The following is a 13594-nucleotide window of genomic DNA, read 5'->3' as shown; positions in this document are numbered from 1 at the left end:
TGGCCGGGGCACGATGAGCCGTGGTCAGCCATTCACTTCATTCTGGGACGACATCTCGCCCGCCCGCCAGGCAGACCAAACAGTCCAGACCAGCAGTGCCGCCCCGAGGATCAGGCTCGCCCCGCCGAAAATATCGAAAATCGCACCGGCATATCCGGCAATCGTGTCAAGCGCGGTCCCCGCACCGGCCCCCGCGAAAAAGGCCAACACCAGCGGCAGGCCGATCATCCACAGGGAAGTCATCAAGGGCGCGTAACGTGTCTCAAGAAGTCGCATCTAAGCTCCATAAGCATTGCTGTCGTGTTTCTCGACGATCTTCTGGAACCTGCGCGCGAACCGCTCGTCTGCCTTGGCTTTCGCCTCCAGAACCTCGCGCGCAAAGACCATGTGATCCTCGTGTTTCTCCATCATCTCCGCCATGCGCGTGTTCGTGGCAGCACCGATCCCCGCCATGGCCGACTGCGCCTCCTGATCCGTCTTCACTCCGATCTCGTTGATCCGGTGTGCGACGTCCTGCTGCTGCGCGGTCTTCAATGACTCAGTCAGCGCGTCATAGAGGACAACCCGCTGCTTGGTGTCAGTTTGAAGCTTGTTGATCAGGACCATCTGCGTCGCCGCCTGGTTCTGCAATGAATCGATCCAGGTCTTGCCCTTCTCGATATACCGTTCCAGCGTCTGGGATTTCGCAAGCTTCACCTGCTCCTCCTGCACCAGCGCGTTGTAGCGGGTGTTGGCCTCGGCCAGTTGCGTCTCCAGCTTGGTCCGCTTGGCTGCATCGGTCTCCGACGCAATCGCGTTCTCAAGCTTGATGATCTCCGGGTCCATGCCCTGAATGTCCGCGCGGATTGTTTCCAGCTCGGAAATAGTCATTTCCCGCTCGTCCAGCGTCTCGCTCAGGTTGCCCTCCACCTTTGCCTTCTGCTCTTCGAGCATGGTCAACTGCCCTTCCAGCAGGCTCACAATGGTGTCGGACTTCGCGATCAGATCCTGCAACTTGTCGTCAATCGACGCGCTGCGCACCCGCTCCTGCCGCATCGAATCCGACTTCGCGCGGGAAAAGACACCGACGAAACTCTCCCATCCGGTCTTGTTGCGCATCTCGTCGAAATCGCGGCTGAACCCGGCCGTCACATCGTCCAGCCCTATGATCAGCTCGGCGATATTGGCGTTCATCACCTCGGTATGGGCGTGCACGTCCTCAAGCGTGGCATTCTCGATGTCGATCTCGACATCGTCGCCCGCCTTCAGCTTGGCGCGCGCTGTCTCGATCCGGCTGGTCAGTTCCGCGATCTTGCTCTGCGCCGCCGCAACCTGTTCCTGAGATTCCCGTACCTGTGCATCCAAGTTCGCCATCGCCATTCCCTGTTTTTCAATGCGTTAAACTCAATATAGGGAATGTTACGACTGTTTACATCCCCTGCTATTCCAAGTGTGACAAAACCCCGGTGCGTTGAAAAGGAAAACTGCGGGCTCAGCCCTTGCGGACAGGCTCCACACCCGCGCGCTTTGCCGTCAGCGCCAGCCCTGCCCAGATCAGCGCCCCCGCCCCAACGTACCAGCCCAGGATCATCTGGATATCCCCATGGGGCATCTCGGCCACGTCCGAGGCCGACCCTGCCGCGAACAGCAGCGAGACGGAGAACGCGAGCTTCCCGGCAAGACTCTGCATCGACACGTAGGTCGCCCGCACCTCGTCGCGCAGCAGCGGCTGGATGCGCCCCATCTGGAAGGGCCGCGACAGCGCGTCCGGCACGATGCGCAGGAACAGCACTGCGATGGCGAGCCAGCTGTCCGTCACCGCCAGCACCGCGATCAGGGCAATCTGCATCCCGAAGGCCAGAAGCAGCATCGCCGTCAGCCCGATCTTGCCCCGCAGCCGCAGCGCGAAAAGCGAGGCGACCACCGACAGTCCCATCATCACCGCCGAGACGCTCCCGCTGACCAAAGGTGCCTCACCGCTCAGCCCCACGTCCTGCAATGCCGCCGCAATGAAGGGCTGACCGAACACGAAAGGCAGATGGCTGAACCCGTACATCACCACCGCCAGCAAAAAGATCCAGCGCAGCACCGGCCGCGCCAACGCCGCGCGCAGCGCCGCCCAGAACGCGGCGGGTGTGCCGGTCTCCATATGGCGCGGTGGCTCGACCATGCGCAAAGCGATCAGCGCCGAGATGACCATCGCCGCTGCGGCCGCCCAGAAGGTCGACGGGAAGGACCACAGCGCCATCGCGCCTCCAATTGCCGCCGAGACCGCGAACCCCCAAAGCGAATACTGCAGCGCCCGGGTCTCTTCAGCCTCCACGTCGTCCTCGCGCCCCTCGCCAGCCAGCGATTCAAACAGCATCGCGCTGTCGGTGCCCGAGGCAAAGGCCGCCCCCGCCCCGATGCAGAACTGCCCCAGAGCAAAAACGGCAAGGCTGTCCCCCAGCGCCAAGAGTACCGATCCCAAAGTCCCGGCCAAACCCGACAGGATCAACGTCTTGCGCCGTCCGATCCGGTCCGACAGCACCCCCAGCGGCACCTCCAGCACGGTGACCGAGATGTCATAGACCGCGTACATCGCGATGGCCGCCGCGGGCGATATCGTCTGCTGGAAATAGAGAAACCACACCGCCTGCCAGAACAGCAGCGACTGCGCGAACTTGAACCACGGGTAAAGCGCAAGATTGCGCGCCAATCCTGTCCCCTGAACCCCGGCACCCGTCATGTTTGCATTGCGCCCCGCAATTTGATCAAATCCCGCCTGCATCCCGCTCAATCGAGCGAAGGGAACTGGACAAACATAGCCTTTATTGATTTGGAAGCCACAAACGAAACGCGAAAGGACTCACCCATGGCCGACGCTACCGATCTGAAATCCATCCTAAAGGACCCCAGCCTGCTGGAAACCCGCGCCTACATCAACGGCGAATGGGTCGATGGCGACGACGGCACCTTCGATGTGATCAACCCCGCACGCGGCGACGTGGTGGCCAAGGTCGCCAACCTCTCCCGCGCGCAAGTGGCAAAGGCCATCGGCCACGCGGAGAAAGCGCAGAAGGAATGGGCTAGCTGGACCGGCAAGGAACGCGCTGCCGTGCTGCGCAAGTGGTTCGACCTGATGATGCAGAACCAGGATGACCTTGGCGCGATCCTGACCGCCGAACAGGGCAAACCGCTGGCCGAGGCCAAGGGCGAAATCGCCTATGGCGCCGGTTTCATCGAATTCTTTGGCGAAGAGGCCAAGCGCATCTACGGCGAGATGATCCCCGGCCACCAGCGCGACAAGCGCATCATGGTGCTGAAACAACCCATCGGCGTCGCCGCCTCCATCACGCCTTGGAACTTCCCCAACGCGATGATCACCCGCAAGGCCGCGCCCGCGCTCGCCGCAGGTTGCTCTTTCGTCGCCCGCCCCGCCGCTGAAACCCCGCTTTCCGCCATCGTCATGGGCGTTCTGGCCGAACGCGCGGGCATCCCGGCAGGCGTCTTCAACGTGCTGCCGTCCAAGTCCTCCTCGGCTGTCGGCAAGGAATTCTGCGAGAACCCGGCGGTGCGCAAGCTCACCTTCACCGGCTCGACCGAGGTGGGCCGCATCCTGCTCAAGCAGGCCGCCGATCAGGTCATGAAATGCTCCATGGAGCTGGGCGGCAACGCGCCCTTCATCGTCTTCGACGACGCCGACCTCGACGCGGCGGTCGAAGGGGCGATCCTGTGCAAGTTCCGCAACAACGGCCAGACCTGCGTCTGCGCCAACCGCATCTACGTGCAGGCGGGTGTCTATGACGCCTTCGCCGAGAAACTGAAGGCGCGGGTGGAAAAGATGAAGATCGGCGACGGTCTCGAATCAGGCACCGACCTTGGCCCGCTCATTAACGCCGACGCCATCACCAAGGTGCAGGAGCACGTGGCCGATGCCAAGGCGAAGGGTGCCAAGGTGATCCTCGGCGGCGGCGACCCGATCCAGGGGCCCGGCTACTTCCTGCCCCCGACCATCGTCACCGGCTGTACCCAGGACATGCAGGTCGCCACGGACGAAACATTTGGCCCCATGGCCCCGCTCTTCAAGTTCGAGGATGTCGATCAGGTGATCGAGATGGCCAACGACACGATCTTCGGCCTTGCGTCCTACTTCTACGCCAAGGACCTGTCGCGCGTGTACAAGGTGGCCGAGGCGCTGGAATACGGCATCGTCGGCGTGAACACCGGCATCATCTCGACCGAGGTCGCCCCCTTCGGCGGCGTCAAGCAGTCCGGCCTTGGCCGCGAAGGCAGCCACCACGGGATCGAGGATTACCTCGAAATGAAATACGTCTGCATGAGCGTGTAACAAAAAATGGGGCCGGCACGCCCCCGTGCCGACCCCGCTGCATTGCTCCGGCGGCAGCCCCCCGCCGCCGGACGCCCTTCTCCGAAACTCTTCCGGGCTACTCCCGAAACCCGGGTGGATCAGTGACGGGCGTTCATCCAGATCAATTTCTTGATCTGCCTGTCGGTTAGCTGCAACCGAACCGTGGTCCCCTCTCTGGGACGTCCCTGCGTCTTGAATGTCACACGCCGCGCTTCCGAGTTGAACGGATGCACGAGGTGTACGGTGTACCGCACCTCGTTGTTCTTGAGGCACTTGATTCTCTGGATATTGCCGACGTGGGTGCCCTCCGCGCTCAGCAGTCCGGCATTGGGCCGCTGACATTTGCCCTTCAGCGGAGAGTAGCCGTACTTCTCACCTGCTCTGCCGCCACCGGGCGTCCCGGTTGAGGTATCGGTATCGGTGTCTGTATCCGTGCCCGGATCGGTGCTTGGATCGGTATCCGTATCGGTGTCCGTGTCCGTGTCTGTATCGGTATCCGTGTCTGTATCCGTATCGGTATCGGTGTCCTGATCGCCCTTGTCTGTCCCTTTGTCGCCCTGATCCTTACCACCGTCATCTTTCGATGTGTCGCCGCCGTAGTTGCCACCACCCGCGACGACAGGACCGGACAGGCCAAGGACCAATATGGACACCATTGCCAGCGCACTCAGAAACTTAAGACTATTCATAGCGAAACCCGCTTTCGACGATTCCAGAAGGCGGACAGATGTCCGGCACGGGACCAACCTACCTCGTTCCGGTGCTGACTCGATGGCAAAATGGCGGAATTGAGGCAAAGTTGTTGCAATCATGGGGCAGCGCGCTTGTGCCGAAAAATGCTAACTTACTGTTTCATTTAGGCTTCTACACTTTCCGAAATCTGATCGTTCGAAAAGATCCCGGCCAGAGCCTTGCGGGCCGACTTTGCCTTTCTGTCAAGGAACCATGATCAATCGCTGGTGAACGGGGCCATTGTTCACCCTGTCCGTGTCGTGATCCGCCGAATCCCGCCAATTGGCCGGCTTTCGAGAGGCAAAGATTCGCGCGTCCCCGCATCATTCCGATGCCACGAAAAAATCTGGTGCGCCCGCCAAGGATTGACCCTTGCCGCGCGTCATACTCATGTGATGCTGATGGAAACCGATGACGACACGCTGGCGCTTGCGGCAGCAGGGGGCGATGCAACCGCCTTTGCCACGCTGATTGAGCGTCAGTATGACCGTCTCTACCGCCTCTGCTTCCGCCTCACCGGCTCACAGGCCGAGGCAGAGGACCTCACACAGGACATCTGCGCCGCCCTTCCCGCCAAGCTGCGCAGCTACAGGGGCGAGGCGCGCTTTACCACCTGGGCCTACCGGCTTTGCGTCAACGCCGCCCACGACCGCCGCCGCCGCGCGGCTACGCACGCCCGCGCCGCCGACGGCTGGGGCGACTGGGAACAGAACCGCCGCGCCGCGAACGCCGAAACCGATGCCGCCCTCGACTGGCTCACGCAGGCCATGCGCGCCCTGCCAGAGCCGCTCCGCGACACGCTGGCGCTGGTGCTCGACGACGTGACCCACAGCGACGCCGCCGACATCCTCGGCATCTCCGAAGGCACCGTCAGCTGGCGCATCTCGGAGGCCAAGAAACACCTCGCCGCCCTGCGGCAACAGGAGGAGACGTCATGACCGACGACCTCGACGATCTGAAACAGGCGATGAACGCCGCCACGCCGCGCCCTGATCCAGGCAGGCGGGCGGAAAACATCGCGCTGGCCCAAAAAAATTTCGCCGACCTCCAAGGATCGCGTTCCGGCGCGCGTCCTACTTCCGATCGCCCCTCTTCGGGCCTTTGGACAGGAGTCAAGATCATGCTGAACACCCTCACCTCCCGCGCGGCGCTGACCGCCACCACCGCTGTCGTCGCCGTGGGCCTCGTGATGCTCTCGCCGCTGGGCGAGCGCCTCATGCCGCAGGCCCCCGACTTCCCCTTCACCCCCGCCGTCGAGCGCGAGCAGGCCGCAACCCAACTGCAAAAGGTCTCCCCCGCCCCCGTCCTGGCCGATCAGGCCATGCCCATGGCCGAACCGCAGATCGCCGAAGAAACCATGACCATCACCGCCCCCATGGCCGGGCGCAGCATGGCAAGCGATCCCGCCACCAGCTTCATCGTCGCCGAACCCCCGATGATCCAACCCGAAAGCGACACCGAGGCCTTCGCCAACGGCGACACCAACCCCGTGCAAGTCACCATCGAGAACCCGCTCTCCACCTTCTCCATCGACGTCGACACCGCCTCCTATGCTGTTGTGCGCAATTCGCTCACCAACGGCCAGCTTCCGCCCCGCGACGCCGTACGCGTCGAGGAAATGATCAACTATTTCACCTACGACTACCCCGCCCCCGAAGGGGATGCCGCCTTCCGCCCGACCGTCAGCCTCTCCCAGACCCCGTGGAACCCCGGCACGCGCCTTCTGCAAATCGGCATCCAGGGCGCGACGCTCGACCCCGCTGACCGCCCGCCGCTGAACCTCGTCTTCCTCATCGACACCTCCGGGTCGATGGAAGACCCCCGCAAACTGCCACTGCTGAAGCAAAGCTTCCGCCTCATGCTCGGCCAATTGCGCCCCGAGGATCAGGTCGCCATCGTCACTTACGCAGGCTCTGCCGGTCAGGTCCTGGCACCCACATCCGCGAGCGAACGCAGCACCATCCTGAACGCGTTGGAAAACCTCGCCGCGGGCGACTCCACCGCCGGACAGGCCGGCCTGCAACAAGCCTACGCCACCGCCGCCGCAATGGCGCAGGAGGGCGAGGTCAGCCGCGTGATCCTCGCCACCGACGGCGATTTCAACGTCGGCCTCTCCGACCCCGAGGCGCTCAAGGACTACATCGCCGACAAGCGCGAAAGCGGCACGTACCTGAGTGTCCTCGGCTTCGGCCGCGGCAATCTCGACGACGCGACGATGCAGGCACTGGCCCAGAACGGAAACGGCACGGCGGCCTATATCGACACGCTCTCCGAAGCGCAGAAGGTCCTTGTCGACCAGCTGACCGGCGCCCTCTTCCCCATCGCGGACGACGCCAAGATACAGGTCGAATTCAACCCCGCGCAGGTCGCCGAATACCGCCTGATAGGCTACGAAACCCGCGCGCTCCGTCGCGAGGATTTCAACAACGACGCCGTCGATGCAGGCGACATCGGCGCGGGCCATCAGGTCACCGCGATCTACGAGGTCACGCCGGTAGGCTCCCCCGCGATCCTCAACGACACGCTCCGCTACGCCACAGCGCCAGCGACGGGTGACAGCGACGAACTCGCCTTCCTGCGCATCCGCACCAAGGCACCAGGGGCCGACGAAAGCACGCTCCTCGAACAGCCCATAAGTGCCGACATCACTGGCGACGCCTCCTTCGCCACGGCCGTCGCGGGCTTCGGCCAAGTCCTGCGCGGCGGCACCTACACCGGCGACTGGTCCTTCGCCGACGCCATCGCGCTGGCCAACGCCACCAAGGGCGACGACCCCTTCGGCTACCGTGCCGAGGCGATCCAGCTCATGCGCCTCGCCGAAAGCCTCTCGGCACAATGACGGCGAAAGGCGGGCCACTCCGGCCCGCCTTCACCATTCGATCTCCGACAGCCATGCCTTGACCGCCCCGATTGCCCGCCGCTCCGCCTGATCCACATGCGACAAAAGCCAGACATCCCGCTGCGGCAAGGGCGCGTGCCACCGGCCCTCAACCCGCACAAGCCGCCCGTCTCTTTCCGCGACCTTCGTCGGCAGCACCGCCTTCCCGAGCCCGAGCGCTGCCGCCCCCAATGCCGTCTCCGCATCCGTGACCCGCAGCGGCGCCGCACCCCCCGCCCGCGACAGCGCCGATGAGGTCCACCGCGCCTGCGGCAGGCTTGCCGCCGTGTCGGCATAGGCGATCCACGGCAGGTCCGCGCCCCCCGCCACGGCAAAGACACCGAACTCCACCGTTCCCAGCTTCCGCGCCCGCACCCGCAGCCCGCCGCTTGCCGGGCGCGAGAACCGCAGCGCCAGATCGGCCTCTCTCTTGCTCAGATCGAGGTTGCGCGCCTCCGGTACGATCTCCAGCACCACCTGCGGGTGCCGCGCCTGCAACATCGGCAAAGCTGGCAACAGCACATGATGACACAGGAGCGGCACAGCGCTCACCGTCACCGTTCCGGCGACGCCACCTCCGTCGGCCCCCAGCGCTTCGGCCAGACCGGCGCCTTCGCGCTCTATCGCTTCGGCACGGGCCAGCGCGTTTTGTCCCGCTGGCGTCAACACGTGACGCCCCTGTCCCGACCGCAGGAAGAGGGGCACGCCAAGCGCCGCCTCCAGCGCCCTGATCCGCCGCGCGACGGTCGTGTCGCTGACCCCCAGCCGCCGTCCGGCAGCGGCGAGGTTGCCAGCGCGGTGCAGGCACAGGAAATACTTGAGGTCGTTCCAGTCAAAGCTCTGCATCTCTGCAGAGTAGGGCGGAAAAACTATCGGCACAAACGGCGATTTCACCGGATAGAAAGGATACATCACAGAATTGGAGACAAGATATGAAATTCATCATCCTGTTCGAAGACAACCCCGACGCCGATCCCGGCATCCGACAAGAGCATACGCCCGACCACCTCGCCTTTCTCGAACGCAACCGTGCCAACATCGAAAGCGCCGGACCGCTCTTCGAGGCGGAAGGGAGCGGCGCGGGCGGCATCTGGATACTCGACGCGCCCGATCCGGAAGTCGTGGAAAGCCTCGTGCACGAGGACCCCTTCTGGCCCACAGGCTTGCGCAAATCCTACCGTATCTTGCAGTGGAAACAGGTCTTCGCCGACGGTGAACGCCAGATTTAGGCCTACATCATCGCCCCCGGCGATCTTTCGGTGAACACCCGGATGTAATCCCCCGGCGACGATCCCGACCAGAACACCCAAAGCTTGTTCGGATCATCGCTGTCGATCCAGACCTCGTCACCCTCCTCCAGCCCCCGCAATTCCGGGGAGAGGTAGACGACCTCGTTGTTGGCCAGGAAATCCGTCGCCGCCATCGTATCCTGAAAGGCAGCCACACCCAGGATCGGTGCGTCGAAGATCACGAAGCCAAGGTGCGTCCCCCGCACGGCGTCGAAAAAGACATAGTGGCTTGCCACCGTCGTCCCTTCGGGGATCAAGCCCTCCTGCGCACCGATGTCCACACGGATCGCGCGGTCCAGTACGATGTTCTGATCTTCGTTGAAGGCGTATAGGTTATCGTCGTCGAAATTGTCCTCGCCGACGGCAAAGACTTCGCCGGCGTCCAGAATGACGAACTGACCGTTCCCAGTCTGACGCACGATCGCGCCTTCCAGCACCACCGCACTGGCCGGACCAGCCAGAAATGCCCCCAAAACAGGGGCCATATACCGCACCATCCGTGACATCCCGACCCCGCATTGGACCATTGCCGTCGCGTCTTCGTGCCATCATGCCCCAAAACGCGGTCGCAGAACACAGAAAAGCCCGGCGCTCTCGCACCGGGCTTTCGAAGGTCAGTCTTGGGGACAGTTACAGACCTTCTATCCGTCTCTGGCCAAAGGCTCAGTTCACGGATTTCGCGTCCACGACATCCTTCTCGATGGATTTCACGTCGGACCTGATTTCGATCTGGCGGGGCTTCAGGGCCTCGGGCACCTGGCGCTGCAGTTCGATGTGCAACATGCCGTCGGTATGGGCGGCACCCGTCACGATCACATGGTCGGCCAGATGGAACCGGCGCTCAAACGCGCGGGTCGCAATACCGCGGTGCAGATAGGTCTTGCCCTCGTCTTCCTCGGCCTTGCGGGCAGAGACGATCAGCGCCTTGTCCCGCACTTCGACCGAAAGGTCAGCCTCGGAGAACCCGGCGACCGCGATGGAAATCCGATAGGAATCGTCATCCAGCTTTTCGATGTTGTAAGGCGGGTAGCTTGGCGTCGCACCATCGCTGCTCAGAACCCGGTCCATCATATTGGCGATCTGGTCGAAACCGACGCTGGAACGGTAAAGCGGTGCGAAGTCAAAAGTACGCATGTCATTCATCCTCATTCTAGAGCGATAGAAGTTCCGGGCCTTCCGGTACTGGACAGGCCCTGTTTTTCCTTGCCGGAGCCCTGTCACAGGCACCCCGACACCGCTCATGTGGGAAGGATGATCCGGGGTTTCAAGACCCCCCGGGGGTCACGAATTTCGCCCCGATGGACGATTTGTTGCCGCCGACGCCCAGGCGCCGCACCGTAGCTGTGGGCCTTGGTTTATTGGCGTACATCTGTCGCTTCAGGTCGGCGACAAGGGCAGGCAAGGCCATGCCATAGGCGATCTTGCGCCCGCCCGTCACGGTCCCCCCCGAGATGATCGATGCGATCTGCCCGCGCCCGTTCAGATGGGTGAAAACCGGCGCACCGCTCGACCCGAAGGTCACGTCGCAATCCACCGCGATGATCCGGTCACGCTCGCCCACCACCTGGCATTGGTTCTGCCGCGACAGGGTTTCAGCCCTGCCGCGCCCGTAGGACACCACGCTCACCGGGCCCTGCGTCACGCGGCCCGAGAAAACGATGAAGGGATCAAGCTCATGGGTCGGGATCGGTTCGGCCAGCCGCACCAGCGCCACGTCATGCCTGATCCGGTCCTCGTCGAAGGGCGTCGTCGGATCATAGCCCGCATGTGCCTCGATCTGCGCCACCTCGCGCAGCGCGGCGGGCACGCCGTTGGTCATCCCCGCCTGAAAGGTCATCTCCCCGGCCTCGTACAGCGACCGCGTCGCGCTGTCATAAACGCAATGCGCCGCCGTCAGCACCAGATCCGGCGCAATCAGCGTGCCGGTGCAGAACCCCGCGCGGCCGATGTCCAGCCGCCCCACGGCACGCCAGACCAGCGCGTCGTTCTCCGTCTCCAGCTTGCGCAGGTTCGTCGATTGCGCCTCCGCCACTCCCGTAATCAGGCTCAGTACCAGGGCAGCCCGGACGATATGCGCCCGCAGTCTCATGGCTTGACGAATTTCGCGCCGGTTCCGGCACTCCCCGAACCGACCGTAACCCGTTTGTGCAATACGCTTTCGGGCTGATAGACCCCCTTGCCCGCGACCAGCTCGGCCTGCAATACCGCCAGCGTATCGCCAAGCGCGGTGCCCAGCGACACGTGGTTCCCCGCTACCTCGGCCTTGGCCGACACGACCGAAACGATCTGCGGCACCCCTTCAGCGAAGGTAAAGATCGGCGCCCCGCTCGACCCGAAATCGACGGAGCATGACGTCACGAGCACGCCTTCCTGCTGCGCAATCACCCGGCAAACCTCCTGCAAGGACGGCTCTTCAGAGCGGTCCCGCGCGTAGCTTACCACACCAACCGATTCGCCCGGCCGTGGCCGCCCGGCGGTGCTGAAGGGTTCGATGGTCGTGTTGCGAATGGGCTGCTGCAGCTCCAGCAAAGCCAGGTCGTTGCGCACCCGGTCCGAAGACACATCGCCGTCGAAAACGTAGTCCGGGTGGATCACCGCACGCCGCACGTCGCGGTAGGCGCCCGCGCGCCCGTTACGCCAGCCCGCAAGGAATTGCACCTTGCCGTGGTCGATCCGTTCCTTGGTGTCCCTGTCGAACAGGCAATGGGCCGCCGTCAGCACCAGGCGCGGCGCGATCAGGGCCCCGGTGCAGAAGCCGGTTCCGCCAATATCCAACCGACCCACCGCTTCCCAGCCATGGGCGTCAATCCCGGAACTCAGCCGTTTCAGCCGCGCATCCTGGGCAGCTCCTGTCGACCCAACGACAAGAATCATCAAGGAAAGTGCCATCCAACGTCGCACAAATACATCCCGCCAGTGTGTTGTTTGACAGGACTATCGCAGACTTAAGGCAAAATTAGGGCAATCCGTCATTTCAGGACAGGAATTTGCCTTTTTTCCATGATTTCAACATCTAGCGCCGGCGGCTTCGGCCCGCCGCTCGCCCAGTCGAGCAATTCGACCGTGTGCACAATAGGCACTGACGCGTCTGAGCCGATCTGCATCATGCAGCCGATGTTCCCCGCCGCGATCACATCCGGGTTCTTCGCCTCCAGCGTCCGCACCTTGCGCGCCTTCAGCTGCTTCGAGATCTCCGGCTGCATCAGGTTATACGTTCCCGCCGATCCGCAGCACAGATGCGGGTCCGCAGGCTCAACCACCGTGAACCCCGCTTTCTTCAGCAGATCCTTCGGATAGGTTTTGATCTGCTGGCCGTGCTGCAACGAACAGGCCGCGTGATAGGCCACCACCATCCCCTCGGGCACCGGTTCATGCTGGATATGCCGGTCCGTCCCCGCGATCCGCTCCTTCGCCGGACGCGCCGCCGCCTCCTCCGGCGTCTCCGCCATCAATTCCATCAGCACTTCCGAGACATCCTTAGCGATCGCCGACACCCGCGCCGCATCCGTTGCCAAAGGCTCATTGCGGAACATATGCCCGTAATCCTTCACGGTCGTCCCGCAGCCCGAGGTATTGATGACAATCGCATCAAGCCCATCACCATCCATCTCAGCCGCCCAGGCGCGAATGTTCTTCGCGGCCGTCGCATGGCTCTCTTGCGTTTTACCCATGTGATGCGTCAGCGCCCCGCAGCATCCCGCCCCCTCGGCCACCACCACCTCGCAGCCCAGCCGCATCAGCAGCCGGATCGTGGCGTCGTTGATATCCGTATTCAGCGCCTTCTGCGCACAGCCCGTCATCAGCGCCACCCGCTTGCGGCGCGGCCCCTCCGGCGCAAAGCTTTGCGGATCATCGTTCCGGGAAACCGGCGGAATGGTCTTCGGCGCCATCTCCAGCATCGCCCGCAGCCGCGCATCCGGCATCAACCGCGCAAAAGGCCGCCCGATCTTGGCCCCCAGCAGCGCCACCCGAAACCGCATCGGATAGGGCAGGATGCGCGCCAGTATCCAGCGCAGCGCCCGGTCCCCGAAAGGCCGCTTGTAGCGCTGCTCTATATATTCCCGCGCGTGATCGACCAGATGCATGTAATGCACCCCCGACGGACAGGTCGTCATGCAGGCAAGGCAGCTCAGGCACCGGTCGATATGCTTGACCGTGGTCGCATCCGGATCGCGATCGTTCTCCAGCATGTCCTTGATCAGGTAGATACGCCCGCGCGGGGAATCCAGCTCGTCCCCCAGCACCTGGTAGGTCGGACAGGTCGCTGTGCAAAACCCGCAATGCACGCAGGACCGCAGGATCTCGTTGCTGCGCTGGATCGCCGGATCGGCAAGCTGCGCTTCCGTGAATGTCGTCTGCATGAAA

15 protein-coding genes are annotated in these 13594 nt (G+C 63.4%); 5 read left to right on the top strand and 10 right to left on the bottom strand.

The features are described from left to right. Window positions 1-24: 24 nt before the first annotated feature. The 3 genes from AB2B41_RS01120 to AB2B41_RS01110 all read right to left on the bottom strand — a co-directional run bounded on the left by AB2B41_RS01120 (window position 25) and on the right by AB2B41_RS01110 (window position 2677). Window positions 25-276 (bottom strand): hypothetical protein, encoded by a 252-nt coding sequence (locus AB2B41_RS01120; protein ID WP_367875891.1) that lies wholly within the window; start codon window positions 274-276, stop codon window positions 25-27. Next, a complete protein-coding gene (locus tag AB2B41_RS01115) occupies window positions 277-1353 on the bottom strand; it encodes a coiled-coil domain-containing protein (RefSeq protein ID WP_367875889.1) in 1077 nt (358 codons plus the stop codon). Between the two features lie 118 nt (window positions 1354-1471). Beyond that, on the bottom strand, window positions 1472-2677 hold the full coding sequence (locus AB2B41_RS01110) for an MFS transporter (RefSeq protein WP_367875888.1): 1206 nt from the start codon (window positions 2675-2677) through the stop codon (window positions 1472-1474). 156 nt (window positions 2678-2833) lie between these two features. Between AB2B41_RS01110 and AB2B41_RS01105 the strand changes: the two genes are divergently transcribed. Beyond that, on the top strand, window positions 2834-4309 hold the full coding sequence (locus AB2B41_RS01105) for an NAD-dependent succinate-semialdehyde dehydrogenase (protein WP_367875887.1): 1476 nt from the start codon (window positions 2834-2836) through the stop codon (window positions 4307-4309). A gap of 119 nt (window positions 4310-4428) precedes the next feature. Here the strand turns inward: AB2B41_RS01105 and AB2B41_RS01100 are convergent, their stop codons facing one another. Further along, window positions 4429-5019, bottom strand: coding sequence for a hypothetical protein (locus AB2B41_RS01100; RefSeq protein ID WP_367875886.1), 591 nt, complete (start codon window positions 5017-5019; stop codon window positions 4429-4431). Between the two features lie 38 nt (window positions 5020-5057). On the opposite strand from AB2B41_RS01100, the gene AB2B41_RS01095 reads away from it, so the two are divergent. The 3 genes from AB2B41_RS01095 (at window position 5058) to AB2B41_RS01085 (ending at window position 7901) form a co-directional block, all read left to right on the top strand. Continuing rightward, window positions 5058-5279, top strand: a complete 222-nt coding sequence (locus tag AB2B41_RS01095) for a hypothetical protein (RefSeq protein ID WP_367875885.1) — start codon at window positions 5058-5060, stop codon at window positions 5277-5279. A 178-nt stretch (window positions 5280-5457) separates the two neighbouring features. Beyond that, complete coding sequence (locus AB2B41_RS01090; protein WP_420014276.1) at window positions 5458-6000, top strand: RNA polymerase sigma factor; 543 nt, start codon at window positions 5458-5460, stop codon at window positions 5998-6000. Next, the gene (locus AB2B41_RS01085; protein WP_367875883.1) at window positions 5997-7901 is read left to right on the top strand and encodes a vWA domain-containing protein; all 1905 of its coding nucleotides are present in this window, start codon (window positions 5997-5999) and stop codon (window positions 7899-7901) included. Before AB2B41_RS01090 ends, AB2B41_RS01085 begins: the two co-directional genes overlap by 4 nt. 30 nt (window positions 7902-7931) lie before the next feature. Here the strand turns inward: AB2B41_RS01085 and AB2B41_RS01080 are convergent, their stop codons facing one another. Next, window positions 7932-8834: a LysR family transcriptional regulator gene (locus AB2B41_RS01080; RefSeq protein WP_367875881.1), complete on the bottom strand. Its 903-nt coding sequence runs from the start codon at window positions 8832-8834 to the stop codon at window positions 7932-7934. A 38-nt stretch (window positions 8835-8872) separates the two neighbouring features. Here AB2B41_RS01080 and AB2B41_RS01075 point away from each other — a divergent pair, with 38 nt between their 5' ends. Beyond that, a complete protein-coding gene (locus AB2B41_RS01075) occupies window positions 8873-9169 on the top strand; it encodes a YciI family protein (protein ID WP_367875880.1) in 297 nt (98 codons plus the stop codon). 2 nt (window positions 9170-9171) lie between these two features. On the opposite strand, the gene AB2B41_RS01070 is transcribed toward AB2B41_RS01075, so the two are convergent. The 5 genes from AB2B41_RS01070 to glcF form a co-directional block, all read right to left on the bottom strand. Next, on the bottom strand, window positions 9172-9714 hold the full coding sequence (locus AB2B41_RS01070; protein WP_367875879.1) for a hypothetical protein: 543 nt from the start codon (window positions 9712-9714) through the stop codon (window positions 9172-9174). A gap of 178 nt (window positions 9715-9892) precedes the next feature. Continuing rightward, window positions 9893-10363 carry an Hsp20 family protein gene (locus AB2B41_RS01065; protein ID WP_367875878.1) on the bottom strand — a complete coding sequence of 157 codons (471 nt, stop codon included), beginning with the start codon at window positions 10361-10363 and terminating at the stop codon, window positions 9893-9895. A 130-nt stretch (window positions 10364-10493) separates the two neighbouring features. Further along, complete coding sequence (locus tag AB2B41_RS01060; RefSeq protein WP_367875877.1) at window positions 10494-11318, bottom strand: trypsin-like serine peptidase; 825 nt, start codon at window positions 11316-11318, stop codon at window positions 10494-10496. Beyond that, entirely contained in the window at window positions 11315-12103 is a 789-nt protein-coding gene (locus AB2B41_RS01055; RefSeq protein ID WP_367875876.1) for a trypsin-like serine peptidase, read from the bottom strand. Before AB2B41_RS01055 ends, AB2B41_RS01060 begins: the two co-directional genes overlap by 4 nt. A gap of 95 nt (window positions 12104-12198) precedes the next feature. Next, window positions 12199-13590 carry a glycolate oxidase subunit GlcF gene (gene glcF, locus AB2B41_RS01050; RefSeq protein WP_367875875.1) on the bottom strand — a complete coding sequence of 464 codons (1392 nt, stop codon included), beginning with the start codon at window positions 13588-13590 and terminating at the stop codon, window positions 12199-12201. Window positions 13591-13594: the final 4 nt, after the last annotated feature.

Source organism: Sulfitobacter sediminis (assembly GCF_040811725.1).
GTDB lineage: Bacteria > Pseudomonadota > Alphaproteobacteria > Rhodobacterales > Rhodobacteraceae > Sulfitobacter > Sulfitobacter sediminis.
The sequence above is the reverse complement of the archived record's forward strand: the minus strand, read 5'-3'. Positions and strand labels throughout refer to the sequence as shown.